This is a genomic window from Microbacterium sp. 1.5R (genome assembly GCF_001889265.1).
GTDB lineage: Bacteria > Actinomycetota > Actinomycetes > Actinomycetales > Microbacteriaceae > Microbacterium.
Map to the genome: position 1 here is coordinate 2075400 of NZ_CP018151.1, position 19211 is coordinate 2094610.

Consider the following 19211-nt stretch of genomic DNA (forward strand, 5'->3'; position numbering starts at 1 on the left):
GAGCACCGGATCCTCGCCGCCTCTCGTGTCGAGGGTCAGAAGCCGAGGCGGCCGAGCTGCTTCGGGTCGCGCTGCCATTCCTTCGCGACCTTCACATGGAGGCCCAGGAACACCCTCGTGCCGAGAAGCTCTTCGATCCCGACACGGGCCCGGCGTCCGACATCGGCCAGACGCTTGCCCTTGTGGCCGATGATGATCGCCTTCTGGCTGTCACGCTCCACCACGATGGATGCGTGCACATCGGTCAGGTCGGTTCCCTCACGCGGGGCGATGTCGTCGATCACGACCGCGATCGAGTGGGGAAGCTCGTCGCGGACCCCGTCGAGCGCGGCCTCGCGGATCATCTCGGCGATCCGGTCCTCCTCCGACTCGTCGGTCGTGACACCCTCGCCGTACAGAGCCGGCCCCTCGGGCATCAGTGCGAGCACCTCGTCGGCGAGCACCTCCAGCTGGTCGTTCGTGAGCGCGGAGATCGGGATCACCGCGTCCCAGTCCTCGCGCAGCGCGTCGACCTCCATCAGTCGCTCGGTGATCTGGTCGCGACTGGCCGCGTCCGTCTTCGTGACGATGGCGATCTTCTTGGCACGACGGTACCCGTCGAGAGACGCCGCGATGCGGCGGTCGCCGGGGCCGACCTTCTCGGTCGCCGGCACGCAGAAGCCGATCACATCGACGTCGCCGAGCACCTGTTCGACGAGGTCGTTCAGGCGCTCGCCGAGGAGCGTACGGGGCTTGTGGATGCCGGGGGTGTCGACGATGACGAGCTGCCCCTGCGGACGGTTCACGATCCCGCGGATCGCCCGCCGCGTCGTCTGCGGCTTCTCACTGGTGATCGCGATCTTCTCGCCCACCAGCGCATTCGTGAGAGTGGACTTCCCGACGTTCGGTCGTCCTACGAAGGTCACGAACCCGCTCCGCGTCTGCTCAGTCATCGTTTCCGTCTCTCTCATCTGCGGCATGACCCGCGTCGTCTGCCGCTCGTTCCACGAAGACGGTCGCGATCCCGCGCCCTCGTCCTCGAGACGCGCCGCCGGTGAGGGTCAATCCCTCGACCGTCGCTGTGGATCCCGGTTGCGGGACCTGTCCGAGTGCCTTGCCCAGCAGACCGCCGATGGAATCGACGTCCTCGTCCTCGAGCTCGAGGCCGAACAGATCGCCGACGTCCTCCAGCGAGAGTCGGGAGCTCACGCGATAGCGTCCGTCGCCGAGTTCGACGACCTCTGCCGATACCTGATCGTACTCGTCGGAGATCTCGCCCACGAGTTCCTCGATGAGGTCCTCCAGGGTCACGAGCCCTGAGATGCCGCCGTGTTCGTCGATCACGAGGCACACGTGCACGGCGTCCCGCTTCATCTGCTGCAGAAGGGTCTCGGCGCGCATGGACTCCGGCACGAAGGTCGCGGGTCGCGAGATCGGACGGATGGATGCGGTTCGCCAGGCGTTCTCGTCGCGGAAGGCGAACAGCACCAGGTCCTTCAGATAGAGCACTCCGACCACGTCATCGGCGTCGTCGTCGACCACAGGCATTCGGGAGACGCCCCGCTGCAGGAACAGCGTCATCGCCTCGCTCGTGGTCGCCGTCGCATCGACCGTCACCATCTCGGTGCGCGGCACCATCACCGCACGCACGAACTGGTCGGTGAAGTCGAATACGGAGTGGATGAGGTCGCGGTCGTCAGCCTCGATCAGATCGTTCGAGGCGGCCTCGTCGACCATGCTCAGCAGCTGCTCCTCGGACGTGAACGAGCTGCGTCCCCGCCCGGGGGTCACCCGGTTGCCGAGCACCACGAGTCCGTGAGCGAGTGGCCCCAGGATGATGCGCAGCCCGCGGACGATGCGTGCGTTGGCCCGGAGCATGCCCTCGGCGTGGTGCCGCCCGAAGGATCGAGGGCTCGCCCCCACCAGCACGAAGCTGATACCCGTCATGAGCAGCGCTGCGGCCAGCATCGCCCACCAGATGTTGTCGAACAGGATGCTGAACGCCACCGTGACGAGCACCGCGGCCGCCGTCTCGGCGAGCACGCGGATGAATGCGACGGCGTTGACGTGTGCGTCAGGGTCGGCGGCGATGCGCACCAGCTGGGGGCCGTTGCGCCCCTCCGCGCCCATCTCCTCGATGTCCGACCGGGACGTGACACCGAAGGCGGCGTCGATCGCCGCCATCAGGCCGCCGAAGGCGACGAGCAGGACAGCGCCTGCGAGCAGGAGGGCCGCGGTCATCGTCGACGTTCAGCCGCGGCGAAGCCCTGGATGAGCTCCTTCTGCAGTCCGAACATCTCGCGCTCCTCGTCGGGCTCGGCGTGATCGAAGCCGAGGAGGTGCAGCAGACCGTGGGTGGTGAGCAGGATCAGCTCGTCCATCAGGGTGTGGCCGGCGGCCTGGGCCTGAGCCTCGGCGACCTGAGGACACAGCACGATGTCTCCCAGCAGCCCCGGGGCCGTGGGGCGATCCTCGGTGCCCGGGCGCAGCTCGTCCATCGGGAAGCTGAGCACGTCGGTCGGACCGGGCTCATCCATCCACTGCACGTGGAGGGCCTCCATGGCAGCCTCGTCGACGAGCACGATCGCGACCTCGGCGTCCGGGCTGACATGCATCTGCGCGAGGTTGAAGTCGGTCAGGCGCTGCAGCACGGTCTCGTCGACGTCGATGGCCGACTCGTTGTTGATCTCGATCATGGCTGTGCTCGTTTCATCAGGAGAGGCCTCGTTTCGGCATCCGGTCTCGGGGTCCTGGTCGCTGTGCGCCCCGCCGGTCGGCACGGTTGGCGAACTCCGCCGCCTGCTCGCGCTCGTAGCGCTGGGCGGTGCGCCGCTCGTCATACTCGCTGTAGGCGTCGACGATCCGTCCGACCAGCGAGTGACGCACCACGTCGTCGCTCGTGAGCCGCGCGAAATGGATGTCGTCGATGCCGTCGAGCACGCGGGTGACGAGCCGGAGTCCCGAGGATCCCTGCGGGAGATCGACCTGGGTGATGTCACCGGTGACGACCATCTTCGACCCGAAGCCGAGACGCGTGAGGAACATCTTCATCTGCTCGGGAGTCGTGTTCTGCGCTTCGTCGAGCACCACGAACGAGTCGTTGAGCGTGCGGCCGCGCATGTAGGCGAGAGGGGCGACCTCGATCGTGCCCGTCGCCATCAGACGAGGGACGATCTCGGGGTCCATCATCTCGTTCAGCGCGTCATAGAGCGGGCGGAGGTACGGGTCGATCTTGTCGGTGAGCGTGCCGGGCAGGAATCCGAGCCGCTCTCCGGCCTCGACCGCGGGGCGGGTGAGGATGATGCGGGTGACCTCTTTGCGCTGCAGGGCCTGGACGGCCTTGGCCATCGCGAGGTAGGTCTTTCCGGTACCGGCCGGGCCGATGCCGAAGACGATCGTGTTCTCCTCGATCGCGTCGACGTACTCCTTCTGCCCCAGCGTCTTGGGACGGATGACCTTGCCCCTGGTCGACAGGATCGCCTCTCCGAGCACCTCGCTCGGGCGAGGGCCGCCGTCGTTGCGCAGCAGGCGGGCCGAGCTCGTCACGTCGCTCGGGGCGAGGTCGTGGCCTGCCTTGGTCATGGTCATCAGCTCGTCGACCAGGGTCTTCGCCTTCGCGACGGCCTCCGGCGCGCCGGTGAGCGTGATCTCGTTGCCGCGCACGAGCACCTGGACGTCGCGGTGCTCCTTCTCGAGCATCCGGAGCAGTCGATCCTGCGGACCGAGGAGCTGCACCATGGCGACGCCGTCGGCGTAGATCTTCTCGACGGCGGTGTCGGATGCGGTTAGGTCGTTTTCGTCAGAAGCCAACGAGCTTGCTCTCCTCGATGTTGCCGAGCACATGGGCGTGCACGTGGAAGACGGACTGGGCGGCGCTGGCGCCGTTGTTGAAGATGAGGCGGTATTCGCCGTTCGCATGCTCGGAGGCGAGCTGCTTCGCAGCCGCGACGATCTCCGCGAGCAGACCGGGGTCGCCCTCGGCGAGCCCCGTGACGTCGCGGTAGTCCTCGGTCTTGGGGATCACGAGCGCGTGCAGCGGTGCCTGCGGGTTGATGTCCCGGATCGCGAACACGCGGCCGGTGTCGAGCAGGATCTCACCCGGGATGTCGCCGTTGAGGATGCGCGTGAAGATCGAGGGCTCGGACATGCTCCCAGTCTACTGACCGCAGCACTGCCGGGTCCGTAGCCTGATCACCAGCGGCTGAGTGCGACCGACAGCACGGCGATCGCAGCCGGGCCCGCCGTGGACGTGCGCAGCACGGTGTCTCCGAGCAGCACACGCTCGGCGCCGGCATCCGACAGCTTCGAGAGCTCGTCGTCGGAGATACCGCCCTCGGGCCCGACGACGAGGACGATGTCCCTGCCGTCCGGCTCGAGCTCGGACAACCGCACGGGGGCGGTCGGGTCGAGAAGCAGCACCCGCTGAGATGCGGCGCGTCTCGCGAGGTCGGCGGTCGACGCCGGAGGCGCCACCTCCGGGACCCACGCCCGGTGAGCCTGCTTCGCCGCCTCGCGGACGATCGTCGCCCACCGCTCGCGCCCCTTGACGGCCTTGGGACCATCCCATCGGGACACGCTTCGGCTCGCCTGCCACGGCACGATCTCATCGACGCCGAGCTCGCATGCCGCCTGCACGGCGAGCTCGTCGCGATCGCCCTTCGCGAGAGCCTGCACGAGCACGATGCGAGGGCTGGGCGCGGGGTCGACCGATCGCTCGGCCACGCGCACGTCGACGCGGGACGGAGACACCTCTTCGGCGACGCCGGTCAGCCACACCCCCGAGCCGTCGCCGACCGTCACCGCCTCGCCGACGCGGAGCCGTCGGACGACGGCGGCGTGCTTCGCCTCGGCGCCGGTGAGCGACACGAGGTCGCCGACCGCGGCATCCGAGGAGTTCTCGACGAGGAAGTGGAGTGCCATGAGCGCCGTCCGGATCAGTGCGAACGGAAGCGGTCGCGGAGCTTCGAGAACAGCCCCTGCTGGAACTGCGCCAGCTGCGGGCCCGGTGCCTTGGTCTTCTTCGCGAAGTCCTCGATGAGCGCGCGCTGCGCGGAGTCGAGCCGGGTCGGAGTGACCACCTGCACGCCGACGCGGAGGTCGCCGCGCTGGTTGCCCCGCAGCGGCGTGATGCCGCGGCCCTTGATCGTCAGCACGTCGCCGGACTGGACGCCCGAGCGGATCTCGAGATCGACCTCGCCGTCGAGACCCTGGATCGTGGTCTCGGTGCCGAGGATCGCATCCGGCATCGACACCTCCAGCGTCGCCAGCAGGTCGTCGCCGTCGCGGCTGAAAGACGGGTGCGGGTTCACGGTGACCTCGACGTACAGGTCGCCGTTCGGGCCACCCGCCTTGCCGACCTCGCCAGAGCCCGGCAGCTGCAGGCGCAGCCCGGTCTCGACGCCGGCGGGGATGTCGAGCGAGACGGTGCGACGCGAGCGCACCCGCCCCTGGCCGCCGCAGGTGCCGCACGGATACGGGATCGTCGTGCCGTAGCCCTCGCAGGTGCCGCAGGGCTGAGAGGTCACGACGTTGCCGAGCAGGCTCCGCACCTGACGCTGAACGTGTCCGGAGCCGCCGCAGATGTCACAGGTGACGGGCGACGTGCCCTCCTGGCAGCACGAGCCGTTGCACGTCTCGCACAGCACGGCCGTGTCGACCTCGATGTCGCGGTGCGCACCGAAGACGACGTCGCCGAGATCGAGGGTCACCCGGACGAGGGCGTCCTGTCCCCGTTCGCGGCGTGACCGCGGACGCGCGCCCCTGCCGCCGCCTTGGCCCGCGCCGAAGAAGGTCTCGAAGATGTCCCCGAAGCCGCCGAAGCCCTGGAAGTTGCCGGCGGTGCCGTCTCCGCCGCCCATGTCGTAGCGGCGACGGGAATCGTCGTCGCTCAGGACGTCGTATGCATGCGTGACGAGCTTGAACTGCTCGGCCGCGTCCTCGCCCGGATTCACATCGGGGTGGAGCTGACGAGCGAGGCGTCGGTACGCCTTCTTGATCTCGTCGGTGGAGGCGTCACGAGAGACGCCGAGTACCTCGTAGTGGTCTGCCACAATGGCCCTTCTGCGTGTGCTGTTCTCTGGGCGGCCGCGTCAGCGGGCCGCCTCGTCTTCGTCGAGCATCCGAGACAGATAGCGGGCCACGGCCCGCGCCGCCGCGAGATTGCTCGGATAGTCCATGCGCGTCGGCCCCATCACGCCGACTCGCGCCGTGCCGCTGGGGGCGGCGTAGTTGCTGGCCACGATCGATGCCTCGCCGAGGCCGAAGGACGCGTTCTCGGTGCCGATGCTGGCGGCGAGACCGTGGGAGTCCGCCTCCATCTCGCTCATCAGCCGCAGCAGCGTCACCTGCTCCTCGATCGCCTCGAGCAGAGGGTGGATGCTGCCGCGGAAGTCCTGCTCGCGTCGAGCCAGAGTCGCTGCTCCGGCCATCACCAGGCGCTCCTGACGGAAGGCGCCGAGCTCGTCGACGACGATCGTCGCGAGAGCGCGCAGTACGACGTCATGACTGTGTGCGTCGTCCGCGAGAAGCGCCTGCAGCCGCTCAGCGGCGTCGCTCACCGCCCGGCCCGTGATCAGGGCGGAGAGACGAGCACGCAGCAGCGCCATGTCGGCGTCGTCGACGTCGACGGGCAGCGGGGCGATGCGCTGCGAGACGCCGCCCGCGTCGGTGACGAGCACGATGAGCAGACGATTCGGCGCCAGCGCCACGAGTTCGAGATGCGTGAGATGCGCGCGCGCGAATGACGGGTACTGCGCCAGCGCGACCTGCCCCGTGAGCTGCGTGAGCACTCGGACCGTGCGCACCATCAGGTCGTCGAGGTCGGAGGGAGCGGTGAGGAAGGACTCGATGGCCGTGCGCTGCGCGACCGACAGTGGCCGCAGCTGGGCGAGATGATCCACGAACACGCGGTAGCCCTTGTCGGTGGGGACGCGACCGGAGGAGGTGTGCGGGGCGGCGATCAGCTCTTCGTCTTCGAGCAGTGCCATGTCGTTGCGGATCGTCGCCGCGGACACGCCGAAGGAGTATCGGTCGACGATCGATCGGCTGCCGACGGGTTCATGGGTCTCGACGTAGTCCTGCACGATCGCGCGGAGAACCTGGAGGCCTCTTTCGCTGACCATCGCAACTCCCTCCCTCTTGGCACTCACTGGCTACGAGTGCCAATTCTACCCGCCGACGCCGACCACGTGCTGATCCGGCACGATGTCCGGACTCAGCGGTCGCCGATCAGTCGGTGAGCTCACGCACGACGGCATCGGCGAGCAGGCGCCCCCGCAGTGTGAGCTGCACGCGTCCGCGAACGGCAGCGGCCGGGTCGACGAGCCCATCCGCGATCAGACCCGCGACGCGTGTCCTCTTGTCCGCGGCGAGGTCGCTGACGGCGATGCCCTCGCGGATGCGACTCAGCAGCAGGATGCGCTCGAGCGTCGTCGACTGCTCGTCCGGCCGCTCCGTGCCGGCGGCGGGAGACTCCGCTGCGGCGAGCCGCTGTGCATACGCGGCCGGATGCTTGACGTTCCACCACCGCAGGCCGGCGACGTGACTGTGCGCGCCGGGACCGAATCCCCACCAGTCGCTCCCCCGCCAGTAGGCGAGATTGTGCCGCGAACGCTGCTCGGGCGAGCGAGACCAGTTGCTGATCTCGTACCAGTCGAAGCCCGCCGCTGCGAGACGCGCATCGGCGAGCTCGTACATGTCGGCCTGCAGGTCGTCGTCCGGCGCCGGCACCTCGCCTCGGCGGATCTGTCGCGCGAGCTTCGTGCCGTCCTCGATGATCAGCGCGTACGCCGAGATGTGGTCCGACTCGAGTGCGAGCGCCGCGTCGAGCGACGCCTCCCAATCACCGATCGACTCACCGGGGGCGCCGTAGATGAGGTCCACGCTCACGGCGAGGCCTGCGTCCTTCGCCGCGGCGACCGCTGTCGTCACGTTCTCGGGGCGATGAGTGCGGTCGAGAGCGGCGAGCACATGCGGCACTGCCGACTGCATGCCGATCGACAGCCGCGTGACGCCGGCATCCGCGAGGGTCCGCGCGACCTCGGACGTCACCGTGTCGGGGTTCGCCTCGACCGTGACCTCGGCGCCGTCGACGAGGCCGAACGCGTCGGTCGCCGCACCGAGCATCCGCGCCAGGTCGCCCGGCGGCAGCAGCGTCGGCGTGCCGCCTCCGAAGAACACGGTGTCCATCGGGCGCAGCGCGCCCGCATCCGCGAGAACGCGCCTCGCCAGGGCGATCTCGGTGATGAGCGTCGAGGCGTAGTCCTCCTGCTTCGCGCCGCGGAGCTCTCCCGAGGTGTAGGTGTTGAAGTCGCAGTAGCCGCACCGCACCCGGCAGAAGGGGACGTGCAGATATGCGGAGAAGGGCACGGAGGAATCGATCGGCAGATCGGAGGGCAGATGTCCGTCTGCCGGTGCCGGATCGCCGAGTGGGAGCGGACCGGCCATCAGAGAGGTGCGACCATCAGACCGGAGTCGCGTACAGCGGCGAGATCGCTCGCAGATAGCGTGCGAACAACTCGCGGCGACGGCGCTTCACCAGCGGCGGGACGACGCGGTAGAGAAGGGAGTTCGGCGCGTCGAAGGCACGGACGGAGAACCACACCTCGTCGTTGTCCTCGCGCCAGTCGATGTCGAAGGACTCCTCACCGCGCACCACCGAGCCTCCGACCGTGCCCAGCACGAACCCGATCCGGCGCTTCTCCTCGGTCACGGAGATCACGCGCAGCTCGGCATCCGCCCGCATGCCGGCAACCCGCCCATGCAGGCGCAGCGTCATGCCCGGGCCGGCGAACGGGGTGCCTTCCGCGTCGAAGCGCTGTTCGACGTCGTTCTTGCTCGGTGCGATCGGAGTGCCCTCGGCGTCGAAGCTGACACCGGCGTAGGCGGGACCGGGCGCGGGACGCACATCCTCGATGCTGAGGCCCGCCGCGCGCTGCGCGGTCCAGGTCAGCAGCGCTTCGCCCGCGGACTGGAAGCGGTCATGACCGCTGCCGATCCGCCAGGAGTTCTCCGCCGGGATGCTGCGCTCCGGCGGGTACTGCATCAGATCGGGCGCGTGGGTCGCACCCACGGCCGCATAGTCAACCGTGTCGTCTCGGAAAGTCCCGCGCCGCATGCGTTCCAGCCTACTTCCCGTTCCCTGGACGATCACCCTCCACGCCGGGAACAGCCCGGCCCGAAGGTCCTACTTCTTGTCCTTGCCCTCGACGTCGCCGGAGAGCGCTGCGATGAACGCCTCCTGCGGCACTTCGACACGACCGACCATCTTCATGCGCTTCTTGCCCTCTTTCTGCTTCTCGAGGAGCTTGCGCTTGCGGCTGATGTCACCGCCGTAGCATTTGGCGAGCACGTCCTTGCGCAGCGCCCTGATCGTCTCGCGGGCGATGATCCTGGCGCCGATAGCGGCCTGGATCGGCACCTCGAAGTTCTGGCGAGGGATCAGCTTGCGCAGTCGCTCCGTCATCAGCGTGCCGTAGGCGTAGGCCTTGTCGCGGTGCACGATCGAGCTGAACGCGTCGACCTTGTCACCCTGCAGCAGGATGTCGACCTTGACCAGGTCCGCCTCCTGCTGTCCGGCGGGTTCGTAGTCGAGCGAGGCATAGCCCTGGGTCTTGGACTTGAGCTGGTCGAAGAAGTCGAAGACGATCTCACCGAGCGGCATCATGTAGCGGAGCTCCACGCGCTCCTCGGAGAAGTACTCCATGCCCAGCAGCGCTCCGCGACGAGACTGGCAGAGCTCCATGACCGTGCCCACGTAGTCCTTGGGCAGCAGGATCGCGGTCTTCACCATCGGCTCCGACACCGAGCCGATGCGACCGTCGGGGTACTCGCTCGGGTTCGTCACCGTCACGGTCTCGCCCGTGTCGCTCGTGAGCACCTCGTAGATCACGCTGGGTGCGGTGGTGATGAGGTCGAGGCCGAATTCTCGCTCGAGACGCTCGGTGATGATCTCGAGATGCAGGAGTCCCAGGAACCCGCAGCGGAAGCCGAAACCGAGGGCGACCGAGGTCTCAGGCTCGTACTGCAGCGAGGCGTCGGAGAGCTTGAGCTTGTCGAGCGCCTCCCGGAGCTCCGCGTAATCGCTGCCGTCGATCGGGTAGATCCCCGAGAAGACCATCGGCTTCGGGTCGGTGTAGCCCGGCAGAGCCTGGGTCGAGGGCCTGCGTGCCGTCGTGATCGTGTCACCGACCTTCGACAGACGGACGTCCTTCACTCCGGTGATGAGGTAGCCGACCTCGCCGACGCCGAGCCCCTTGGACGGCACCGGTTCGGGGCTCGACACGCCGACCTCGAGCGCTTCGTGGTTGGCACCCGTCGACATCATCTGAATGCGCTCGCGGGGCGACAGGCTGCCGTCCACCATGCGGACGTAGGTGACGACCCCGCGGTAGGCGTCGTAGACGGAGTCGAAGATCATGGCGCGGGCCGGAGCATCGGCGTCTCCGACGGGTGCGGGGATCTCCTTGACCAGTCGGTCGAGCAGCTCCTCGACGCCGACACCGGTCTTGCCCGAGACACGGAGCACGTCCTCGGGCTTGCCGCCGATGAGCGATGCCAGCTCCTTGGCGTACTTGTCGGGGTCGGCCGCCGGCAGGTCGATCTTGTTCAGCACCGGGATGATGTGCAGGTCGTTCTCAAGCGCGAGGTAGAGGTTCGCCAGAGTCTGGGCCTCGATGCCCTGGGCGGCGTCGACGAGCAGGATCGCGCCCTCGCAGGCGGCGAGAGACCGGGACACCTCGTAGGTGAAGTCGACGTGCCCCGGGGTGTCGATCATGTTGAGCGCGAAGGTCTCGCCGTCGATCTCCCACGGCATCCGCACGGCCTGGCTCTTGATGGTGATGCCGCGCTCACGCTCGATGTCCATGCGGTCGAGGTACTGCGCGCGCATGTCGCGATCCGAGACCACGCCGGTGATCTGGAGCATGCGGTCGGCGAGGGTCGACTTGCCGTGGTCGATGTGCGCGATGATGCAGAAGTTGCGGATCTGCGCCGAAGGCGTCGCGGCAGGCTGAAGCGGAGTGAGAGCGCGTGGTGACATGTCCTGACGATTCTACGGTGAGGCGAGGCTTATGCCCGCTTCGTGCGATCCGGTGATATTCTGCCGAGGTTGCCCGGGAGCCATCCGTGACACCGGATCCCGTGAGCGATAAGACTCCGTCACAGACCAAGTGCAGGCGTCGTGTCGCGCAGATCGGCTGATGGTGATTGACTGTCTTCCCGGCTCAGCGTTGCGTCGGCGGATCCCGCGCGCGTCTGTAAAAGAGAAAGAATCATCACCTTGATCAAGTATCTGTTGCGCCGCCTGCTGGGATGGGTGCTGATGATCGTCATCGCGACGAACATCACCTACTTCCTCGCGTGGCTGTATCTCGATCCCGAGAACAACTACGTCGGACGTCGACCTCCGCTTTCGCCCGATCAGATCGATGCGCTGCTGAAGCCTCGCAACCTCAGCGAATCGGTCCCCCTGATCGAACGATGGTGGACCTGGTTCTCGAGCATCCTCTTCCGCTGGGACTGGGGAGTCGGCCCCACAGGCGAGTCCGTCAACGAGCAGGTCGCATACCGGGTCTGGATCAGCGCCGAGCTCGTGCTCGGGGCGACGATCATCACGACCATCCTGGGCATCGCCCTCGGTGTCTACACGGCATCCCGTCAGTACAAACTGGCCGACCGCATCGGTCAGGGCACGAGCATCATCACGATGAACATCCCCACGGTCGTTGCGGGATTCGCTCTGGTTCTGCTCGCGATCAACTTCAACAACGCGGTCGGCACGACCGTCTTCTACGTCGTCGGATCCTCCAGTCAGGGGGTCGAGGGATTCTTCCCCGTCCTCATAGACGTCCTCCAACATCTGACGCTCCCCACACTCGGCCTGGTGCTCACGGGCTACGCGTCCATCCACTTCCTGCAGCGCTCGCTGCTGCTCGACAACATCAAGGCGGACTACGTTCGCACCGCTCGTGCCAAGGGACTCACCAAGCAGCAGGCCATCCGCAAGCACGCGCTGCGGACGTCGCTGATCCCCGTCACGACGCAGGTCGCGTTCACGATCCCCGCGGTCTTCACCGGAGCGGTGCTGACCGAGACGATCTTCAACTGGAACGGAATGGGTCGGTACTTCATCCAGACCCTGAACAACAACGACATTCACGGCGTGGTCGCAGTCGCGGCGTTCGGCGCCCTGATGACGGCGATCGGCGCGATCCTCGCTGACGTCGCCGTGGTCGTCCTCGATCCGAGAGTGCGGGTGAGCTGATGTCCCTGGAAGCCATCGGGGTGTCCCCCGAGATCGCCGAGCCGGAGAAGCCGAAGAACCGCAAGCGCACCTCGATGCTGACGCTGTACACGCGTCGGTTCCTGCGCAACCGCGGTGCCCTGATCGGCGTCGTCATCCTCGCGCTTCTGGTGGTGTTCGCGATCGTGGGACCGCTCATCGCGCCTTACTCGCACACCGACCTCGACTTCCTCGCACTGCGCCAGGCTCCCTCGGCCGAGCACTGGTTCGGGACGAACGGTTCGGGCAACGACAACTTCGCCCAGGTCGCCGTAGGACTTCAGCGCTCCATGATGATCGCTGCCCTCGTGGCCATCGGCACCACGGTCGTCTCGGCACTCATCGGAGCCACCGCCGCCTACTTCGGCGGCCGGTACGAGCGGATCATGCTCGCGATCATCCACTTCATGATGGTGGTCCCGAACTTCCTGATCCTCGCGATGATCTCGAACGACGCCGGCGGGAACTGGCTGGTGATCTCGCTCGTCATGATCTTCGTCGTCGGCTGGTTCTTCCCTGCCCGGATCATCTGGACCCTGTCGCTGTCGATCCGCGAGCGCGAGTACGTGCATGCCGCTCGCTACGCCGGGCTCTCGGGGATGCGGATCGTCCTGCGTCACATGCTCCCGAACATCGGGTCGCTGCTGGTGATCAACTTCACGCTCGGCGTCGTGTCCGCCGTCCTCACCGAGACCGCGCTCTCGTTCCTCGGCTTCGGTGTGAAGCTGCCCGACGTCTCGCTCGGCGCCCTGATCGGCTACGGCTCCAGCACTCTGGTGAGCGCACCGTGGCTCTTCTACTTCCCTGCAGCGGCGCTCACCCTGCTCACCGTTTCGATGGCTCTCATCGCCGACGGTCTGCGCGACGCCCTGGATCCGACCTCTGCGGCTGGAGGTCGCGCATGAGTACTGTCCTTTCCGTCCGAGACCTCAAGGTCAGCTTCCCGTCGGAAGCCGGTCGAGTCGATGCCGTGCGCGGCGTCTCGTTCGACCTCGAAGAGGGTCGCACCCTCGGCATCGTCGGCGAATCCGGTTCGGGCAAGTCCGTCACCTCGCTCGCGATCATGGGCCTGCTCGACGACAACGCCAAGGTCACCGGGTCGATCATCTATGACGGCCAGGAACTGCTCGGCAAGTCCGACAAGCAGCTCTCGGTGATCCGCGGCAACGGGATGGCCATGGTCTTCCAGGACCCGCTGACCTCGCTCACGCCCGTGTTCACGATCGGTGACCAGCTGATCGAGGCTCTCACGGTTCATCGTCGGCTGTCGAAGAAGGACGCCTGGGATCGCTCCGTCGAGCTGCTGAAGCTCGTCGGGATCCCCGAGGCGGAGCGCCGCATGAAGGCCTTCCCGCACGAGTTCTCCGGCGGCATGCGTCAGCGTGTCGTGATCGCGATCGCGATGGCCAACAATCCCAAGCTCATCATCGCGGACGAGCCGACGACCGCGCTGGACGTCACCATCCAGGCGCAGATCCTCGAGCTCATGGAGAAGGCGCAGCAGGAGACCGGCGCCGCGATGATCATCATCACGCACGACATGGGGGTGGTCGCCAAGACCGCCGACGACGTGCTGGTGATGTACGCCGGCAAGCCCGTCGAGCAGGCCCCGGTGCGCGAGCTGTTCTACCGCACCCGGATGCCGTACTCGATCGGCCTTCTGGGTGCCATCCCGCGGGTGGACAAGACCGAGAAGGTGCCGCTGATCCCGATCAAGGGCAACCCCCCACTCCTGATCAATCTGCCGGATGCGTGCCCGTTCGCGGCGCGATGCCCCATCGCGATCGACGCGTGCCTGCAGCGCGAGCCCGATCTGCTCCCCATCTCCACCGAGGGTCACTCCGACCACTCCGTCGCCTGCATCCGCGCGAACGACATCGACGACGACGGACGCATCGGCGGGCTCCCCGTCTTCCCCATCCCGGAGATCCCCGAGAGCGGGCTGGCGAAGGTGCCCCGCGAGGATCGTCCCATCACCCTCGAGGCGGTCAACCTCAACAAGACCTTCCCCCTCATGAAGGGTGCGCTCTTCAAGCGCAAGGTCGGCGAGGTGCACGCCGTCAAGGGGATCAGCTTCGACATCCGCCAGGGCGAGACCCTCGCGATCGTCGGCGAGTCGGGCAGCGGGAAGACGACGACGCTCCTCCAGATCATGGATCTCGTCGCCCAGGAGGACGGCGACATCCGCATCGGCGGCACGAGCGTCGCTGACATCAAGAACCGAGCGGAGGAGCGAAAGCTCCGTCGTGATCTGCAGATCGTCTTCCAGGACCCGATGGGGGCGCTCGACCCTCGCATGACGGTCTGGGACATCATCGCCGAGCCGATGCTCGCGATCGGCATGAGCAAGGACGACGTGTTCGATCGCGTCGAGGAGCTCATGGGTCTCGTGGGTCTCGACCCGGCGCACAGCGACCGCTTCCCCCAGGCGTTCTCGGGTGGTCAGCGTCAGCGCATCGGCATCGCACGAGCGCTGTCGACCAACCCGAAGATCGTGGTGCTCGACGAGCCCGTCTCGGCTCTCGACGTCTCGATCCAGGCCGGCGTGATCAACCTGCTCGACGAGCTGAAGGCCAAGCTCGGGCTGTCCTACCTGTTCGTGGCGCACGACCTCGCCGTCGTACGCCACATCGCCGACCGGGTCGCGGTGATGTACAAGGGCTCGTTCGTCGAGCACGGAGACGTCGATCAGGTGTTCGACGATCCGCAGCACCCCTACACGAAGGCGCTGCTCTCGGCGATCCCGATCCCCGACCCCGACATCGAGCGCACGCGCGAGCGGATCATCCTTCCCGTCGAGGGTTTCGACCCAGAGGCCGTCGCCGTCAGCTGACCTGTGTACCGATGTGCACAGTCCGATAACGGTTCCGTGTCACTGGGGTTTCGCCCGAGAGTTGCGGGGTTAGTCTGCCCCTATCCCAAGTAAGGCCGACAGGCACTAAGGAGTACCATGAAACGGCATCAGAAGCTGATGGGCATCGCTGCTCTCGGCGCTGCCTTCGCCCTCGCCATGAGCGGGTGCGCACCGGCAGGCAACGGCGGCGGCAACAGCGGTGAAGGCGAAGCTCAGACGGTCGAGGGCGCGGACTACAACCCGCAGCCCCGCGAGAACCTCGCAGAGGGCGGCGAACTCCGCATCCCCGTCTCGAACATCGCCGAGCAGCTGAACTACTTCCACAGCGACGGTGACGCCCGCGTCACCCAGATCGGGACGTGGTTCCGCCCCCAGATCCTGCTGATGGATCCTGACGGCACCGTCAAGAAGAACGACGCATACCTCGACGACTACTCCTTCGGTGTCGAAGACGGCAAGACCGTCCTGCACTTCAAGGTCAACGAGAAGGCTGTCTGGAACGACGGCACGCCCATCGACGTCACCGCGTTCAAGGCCACCTGGGAAGCCCAGAGCGGCGAGAACGAGGAGTACCAGCCCAACGCGACCGACGGCTGGAAAGAGATCGAGTCCGTCGAGGCCGGCGAGAACGACCGCGACGTCATCGTGACCTTCAAGGGCGAGTTCGCCTGGCCCGAGATGGTCTACTCGCAGCTGCTGCACCCGGCCGTCAACACGCCTGAGCTGTTCAACACGGCGTTCCTCGGCGACTGGCACCCGGAATGGGCCGCAGGCCCCTACACGGTCGACAACTTCGACAAGACCGGCGGCGTCGTCACGCTCGTCCCGAACGAGAAGTGGTGGGGCAACGCTCCGCTGCTCGACAAGGTCTCCTTCATCCAGATGGAGCCGACCGCGGCGGTCAACGCACTGCGCAACGGCGAGGTCGACATGGCCGAGACCGGCAGCGCCGAGCTGCTCGCACAGGTCGAGGGTCTCGAAGGCGTCAAGACCTACAAGGGTCAGGCGACCGCGAACGCGATCTTCACGCTGAACTCGACCAACCCGGTGCTGTCCGACCTCGAGGTCCGCAAGGCCGTGTTCGAGGCGATCAGCATCGAGCAGGTCAAGGACATCGTCTTCAACGGTCTGAACTACACCGAGGAGCCCGCAGGGTCCCTGACCCTCTTCTCGTTCCAGCCTGACTATGTCAACGCGCTGGAGGAGGCCGGCCGCAAGGACGGCGACACCGAGGGTGCCAACAAGCTCCTCGATGAGGCCGGCTGGGTCGCCGGTGCCGACGGCATCCGCGAGAAGGACGGCCAGCGCCTGTCGCTCGTCTTCCCCGTGCACTCCGACACCGAGACCGCTCGCGCACGTTCGCTCGCCGTTCAGGCGCAGCTGAAGGAGGTCGGCGTCGAGGTGACGATCGACACCCGCCCGTCCGCTGACTTCGCCGAGGACTACACCACGCAGAACGGTGACATCTTCTTCCTCAACTTCACGTCGTCCGACCCGTTCGGTGCCGCCTGGTTCTGCCAGCTGTACTGCTCGGACAGCGGCCTGAACCTGTCGGGCACCGGCACCGAGGAGATCGACACGATGATCCACGAGGAGCTCGAGACGATCTCCGACCCGGTCGAGCAGACCAAGAAGGCCATGGAGATGGAGTCCGAGATCTTCGCGAAGACCTGGGGCATCATCCCGGTCCTCAACGGCCCGGAGATCTGGACCGTCAAGGAAGGCCTCGCCAACCTCACGCCCGAGCCCTACGTGGGTCTCGACCTCTTCGGCATCACGCCGGTGGAGAACGTGGGATACGAGAAGTAATCCATTCGGAGCCTGACTCGTCAGAGCTTCGCAGCGGGGTCGGTGGTCCATCCACCGGCCCCGCTTTTCTCTATGCTGAACGCGTGAGTGTCCAGATCGTCTTCGTGCACGGCATCCGTACGTCCGCGACGATGTGGCGGTCGCAACTCGCCTTCCTCGAGGAGCAGGGCATCGGGGCCGTCGCTGTCGACCTTCCCGGGCATGGCACCCGGATGGAGGAGGACTTCACCCTGCACGAGGCGCTCCACACCATCGACGTCGCGGTGCGCGACGCAGCGACGCGAGGTCCCGTGCTGCTCGTCGGGCACTCGATGGGCGGCCTGCTGACACTCGCCTACGTCGGCGGAGCGGAGGCACCGAGGGTCGCGGGGCTCGTCGCCGCGTCGTGCACGTCGCTCCCCCGAGGCGCCGGTCTCGCGGCGTATCGCGCGATCGCGCGCGCCGTCGATCGGCTGCCCGATCGCGGGATGTGGATCACGAAGCGCATCCTCGAAGCGACGATCCCCGAAGAGACGCGCTCCGATTTCGCCGCCGGCGGCTATGCGCTGGACACCCAGGACACGGCACTGCGAAATCTCGCCACGCTCGATCTCGCGACAGCGGTCGCCCGCATCCGCGTGCCGCTGTGGTTCGTGAACGGACAGTGGGATCAGCTGCGAGTCAACGAGGCCCTCTTCCGACGGCTCGCGCCTCACGCAGAGCTCATCGTCGTGCCGCGCACCACGCACCTCGTCACGGCGATGCGTCCGCAGATCTTCAACGCCGTCCTGCGGTTGGCCGTCGCGACCATCGAATCCGAGGCTACGGGTGAGGCAGCGGCTCCCGCGCCGGCTGCCTCGCCAGAGCCGTGAGCGCACCGCCCACGAGCGACAGCACGGCGGCTGCTGCGAACACCAGCCAGAATCCCCCGACGAGCGCGACGAGCCCCGCCCCGAGCACCGGGCCGATCAGCTGGCCGAGTGCCGCCGTGACGTAGACGATGCCGAGGTCACGGGCGTGGTCCCTCTCGCCGGGCAGCAGGTCGGCGGCGAAGGCGAGCCCGACGGTCGAGAACGCGCCGTAGCCGAGCCCCATGAGCGCGGCGGCGACCATCGTCGCCTCGAAGGTCGGCACGACGGCGATCACGACGCCGGAGGCCGCCTGCACCAGGGTCGCCAGGATCGTGAGGGAACGCCGGTTGCCCGTGCGATCGGAGAACACACCGGTGAACACCGATGCGAGCACCACGAACAGCGTGTAGACCACGATCAGGAGCAGCAGGTTGTCCTGCGCCACCGTCGTCTCCTGGTGCAGACCATGGAGCAGGAAGAAGAGGAACAGTGCGGTGCCGAGCGCGTTGCCGATGTTGGTCACGAGCCGGCCCGACAGCATCCAGGCGAAATCCCGATCGCGCAGCGATGCCAGCAGATGACGATCACGCGTCACCGGAGTCGCGTCGACGGCCGCGGGCGGATCGGGCAGAAGCAGCGCTGCACCGATTCCCACCGTCGCGATGATCCCGGCGAGCAGCAGGTACCCCTCACGGATGCCGAGCCCGAGGAGCACCACGAGCCCGACGCCGAGCACGATGCCCACCGCCTGACTGGAGCCCACGGCGGCGGATGCGGCGCCACGCTGCGTCGGAGGAAGCTGGTCCGCTATCAGTGCGGTGAAGGCGGCCGACGACACCGCGACGCCGATCGACACACCGACCCAGGCTCCTCCCACGGCCCAGGGCCCCTCACTGAAACCGGTCACCACGAGGAACAGCGCGGTGACGAGCACGCCACCGATCGCCCATGGTCGCCGACGCCGCCGTCCGACGGCCGCGCGATCCGACAGCGCCCCGGCCAGCGGGCCCGCGACGATCCCTGCGAGACCGCCGATGCCGAGCACCAGCCCGGACGAGATGACGCCGGGTATCCAGTCCTTCTCAGACGTGTTCAACTGCAAGGGGAGGAGCAACTGGACCGGAGTGAGCTGCACCGTCCAGATCGCCAGCCAGGCGAGGGTGAAGACGGTCATCCATGGCGGTCCGACTCTCCGCAGAGCGGACACCGGCGATCCGGATGGGAGGGCGGGGCTCATGTCGCTCCTTGACGTCGGGGTCGCGACGCGAGTGTCGGGATATTGATGATTGTGCACCCACACGCACCGACACCGCATCAGTGACGAGGACACCTCGCTCGTTTAGGGTGAACCGCCCGGATGCTGGTAGAGTTGGTTCTTGGCTTGCGTGTGGGTTCTTCCCTCACGACCGCCGAGTGGAAGCCCTCTTCTTCTGCCGGCATTTCCTAACAACTCCGTACA

General features: G+C 67.1%; 17 protein-coding genes. 5 read left to right on the top strand and 12 right to left on the bottom strand.

Annotated elements, in window-relative coordinates; all coding sequences use genetic code 11:
- Nucleotides 1-35: 35 nt before the first annotated feature.
- From era to lepA, 11 genes are all read right to left on the bottom strand, one after another.
- Nucleotides 36-932: a GTPase Era gene (era, locus tag BMW26_RS09915; protein ID WP_072591392.1), complete on the bottom strand. Its 897-nt coding sequence runs from the start codon at nucleotides 930-932 to the stop codon at nucleotides 36-38.
- Entirely contained in the window at nucleotides 925-2220 is a 1296-nt protein-coding gene (locus BMW26_RS09920) for a hemolysin family protein (RefSeq protein ID WP_053096513.1), read from the bottom strand. The genes era and BMW26_RS09920 overlap by 8 nt, the downstream gene beginning before the upstream one ends.
- Nucleotides 2217-2675, bottom strand: a complete 459-nt coding sequence (ybeY, locus tag BMW26_RS09925; RefSeq protein WP_053096515.1) for an rRNA maturation RNase YbeY — start codon at nucleotides 2673-2675, stop codon at nucleotides 2217-2219. The genes BMW26_RS09920 and ybeY overlap by 4 nt, the downstream gene beginning before the upstream one ends.
- A gap of 16 nt (nucleotides 2676-2691) precedes the next feature.
- Nucleotides 2692-3717, bottom strand: coding sequence for a PhoH family protein (locus BMW26_RS09930; protein WP_230100781.1), 1026 nt, complete (start codon nucleotides 3715-3717; stop codon nucleotides 2692-2694).
- 61 nt (nucleotides 3718-3778) lie between these two features.
- Nucleotides 3779-4126 (bottom strand): HIT domain-containing protein, encoded by a 348-nt coding sequence (locus BMW26_RS09935; protein WP_072591393.1) that lies wholly within the window; start codon nucleotides 4124-4126, stop codon nucleotides 3779-3781.
- A 44-nt stretch (nucleotides 4127-4170) separates the two neighbouring features.
- Entirely contained in the window at nucleotides 4171-4899 is a 729-nt protein-coding gene (locus BMW26_RS09940; RefSeq protein WP_053096520.1) for a 16S rRNA (uracil(1498)-N(3))-methyltransferase, read from the bottom strand.
- Between the two features lie 14 nt (nucleotides 4900-4913).
- On the bottom strand, nucleotides 4914-6029 hold the full coding sequence (gene dnaJ / locus BMW26_RS09945) for a molecular chaperone DnaJ (protein ID WP_072591394.1): 1116 nt from the start codon (nucleotides 6027-6029) through the stop codon (nucleotides 4914-4916).
- A gap of 39 nt (nucleotides 6030-6068) precedes the next feature.
- Entirely contained in the window at nucleotides 6069-7100 is a 1032-nt protein-coding gene (hrcA, locus tag BMW26_RS09950; protein ID WP_072591395.1) for a heat-inducible transcriptional repressor HrcA, read from the bottom strand.
- 106 nt (nucleotides 7101-7206) lie between these two features.
- Nucleotides 7207-8424 carry a radical SAM family heme chaperone HemW gene (gene hemW / locus BMW26_RS09955; RefSeq protein WP_072591396.1) on the bottom strand — a complete coding sequence of 406 codons (1218 nt, stop codon included), beginning with the start codon at nucleotides 8422-8424 and terminating at the stop codon, nucleotides 7207-7209.
- Nucleotides 8425-8440: 16 nt separating this feature from the next.
- On the bottom strand, nucleotides 8441-9094 hold the full coding sequence (locus BMW26_RS09960; protein ID WP_053096528.1) for a DUF1990 family protein: 654 nt from the start codon (nucleotides 9092-9094) through the stop codon (nucleotides 8441-8443).
- 69 nt (nucleotides 9095-9163) lie between these two features.
- Nucleotides 9164-11017, bottom strand: coding sequence for a translation elongation factor 4 (lepA, locus tag BMW26_RS09965; RefSeq protein WP_053096530.1), 1854 nt, complete (start codon nucleotides 11015-11017; stop codon nucleotides 9164-9166).
- 240 nt (nucleotides 11018-11257) lie between these two features.
- Between lepA and BMW26_RS09970 the strand changes: the two genes are divergently transcribed.
- From BMW26_RS09970 to BMW26_RS09990, 5 genes are all read left to right on the top strand, one after another.
- Nucleotides 11258-12241, top strand: a complete 984-nt coding sequence (locus BMW26_RS09970) for an ABC transporter permease (protein WP_053096532.1) — start codon at nucleotides 11258-11260, stop codon at nucleotides 12239-12241.
- On the top strand, nucleotides 12241-13164 hold the full coding sequence (locus tag BMW26_RS09975; RefSeq protein WP_053096534.1) for an ABC transporter permease: 924 nt from the start codon (nucleotides 12241-12243) through the stop codon (nucleotides 13162-13164). Before BMW26_RS09970 ends, BMW26_RS09975 begins: the two co-directional genes overlap by 1 nt.
- Nucleotides 13161-15092, top strand: a complete 1932-nt coding sequence (locus BMW26_RS09980) for an ABC transporter ATP-binding protein (RefSeq protein ID WP_072591397.1) — start codon at nucleotides 13161-13163, stop codon at nucleotides 15090-15092. Before BMW26_RS09975 ends, BMW26_RS09980 begins: the two co-directional genes overlap by 4 nt.
- A 117-nt stretch (nucleotides 15093-15209) precedes the next feature.
- Nucleotides 15210-16922 (top strand): ABC transporter family substrate-binding protein, encoded by a 1713-nt coding sequence (locus BMW26_RS09985; protein ID WP_072591398.1) that lies wholly within the window; start codon nucleotides 15210-15212, stop codon nucleotides 16920-16922.
- A gap of 83 nt (nucleotides 16923-17005) precedes the next feature.
- On the top strand, nucleotides 17006-17773 hold the full coding sequence (locus tag BMW26_RS09990; protein WP_072591399.1) for an alpha/beta fold hydrolase: 768 nt from the start codon (nucleotides 17006-17008) through the stop codon (nucleotides 17771-17773).
- Here the strand turns inward: BMW26_RS09990 and BMW26_RS09995 are convergent.
- Nucleotides 17724-18989, bottom strand: a complete 1266-nt coding sequence (locus tag BMW26_RS09995; RefSeq protein WP_072591400.1) for an MFS transporter — start codon at nucleotides 18987-18989, stop codon at nucleotides 17724-17726. The two genes, BMW26_RS09990 and BMW26_RS09995, sit on opposite strands and share 50 nt — an antisense overlap.
- Nucleotides 18990-19211 lie beyond the last annotated feature (222 nt).

Coding starts and splice junctions, on each gene's coding strand:
- hemW (WP_072591396.1), bottom strand. CDS start 8,424: ATGGCCGGTCCGCTCCCACTCGGCGATCCGGCACCGGCAGACGGACAT.
- era (WP_072591392.1), bottom strand. CDS start 932: ATGACTGAGCAGACGCGGAGCGGGTTCGTGACCTTCGTAGGACGACCG.
- BMW26_RS09930 (WP_230100781.1), bottom strand. CDS start 3,717: ATGGTGCAGCTCCTCGGTCCGCAGGATCGACTGCTCCGGATGCTCGAG.
- BMW26_RS09995 (WP_072591400.1), bottom strand. CDS start 18,989: ATGAGCCCCGCCCTCCCATCCGGATCGCCGGTGTCCGCTCTGCGGAGA.
- hrcA (WP_072591395.1), bottom strand. CDS start 7,100: ATGGTCAGCGAAAGAGGCCTCCAGGTTCTCCGCGCGATCGTGCAGGAC.
- BMW26_RS09920 (WP_053096513.1), bottom strand. CDS start 2,220: ATGACCGCGGCCCTCCTGCTCGCAGGCGCTGTCCTGCTCGTCGCCTTC.
- lepA (WP_053096530.1), bottom strand. CDS start 11,017: ATGTCACCACGCGCTCTCACTCCGCTTCAGCCTGCCGCGACGCCTTCG.
- BMW26_RS09960 (WP_053096528.1), bottom strand. CDS start 9,094: ATGCGGCGCGGGACTTTCCGAGACGACACGGTTGACTATGCGGCCGTG.
- BMW26_RS09935 (WP_072591393.1), bottom strand. CDS start 4,126: ATGTCCGAGCCCTCGATCTTCACGCGCATCCTCAACGGCGACATCCCG.
- BMW26_RS09940 (WP_053096520.1), bottom strand. CDS start 4,899: ATGGCACTCCACTTCCTCGTCGAGAACTCCTCGGATGCCGCGGTCGGC.
- BMW26_RS09985 (WP_072591398.1), top strand. CDS start 15,210: ATGAAACGGCATCAGAAGCTGATGGGCATCGCTGCTCTCGGCGCTGCC.
- ybeY (WP_053096515.1), bottom strand. CDS start 2,675: ATGATCGAGATCAACAACGAGTCGGCCATCGACGTCGACGAGACCGTG.
- BMW26_RS09980 (WP_072591397.1), top strand. CDS start 13,161: ATGAGTACTGTCCTTTCCGTCCGAGACCTCAAGGTCAGCTTCCCGTCG.
- BMW26_RS09975 (WP_053096534.1), top strand. CDS start 12,241: ATGTCCCTGGAAGCCATCGGGGTGTCCCCCGAGATCGCCGAGCCGGAG.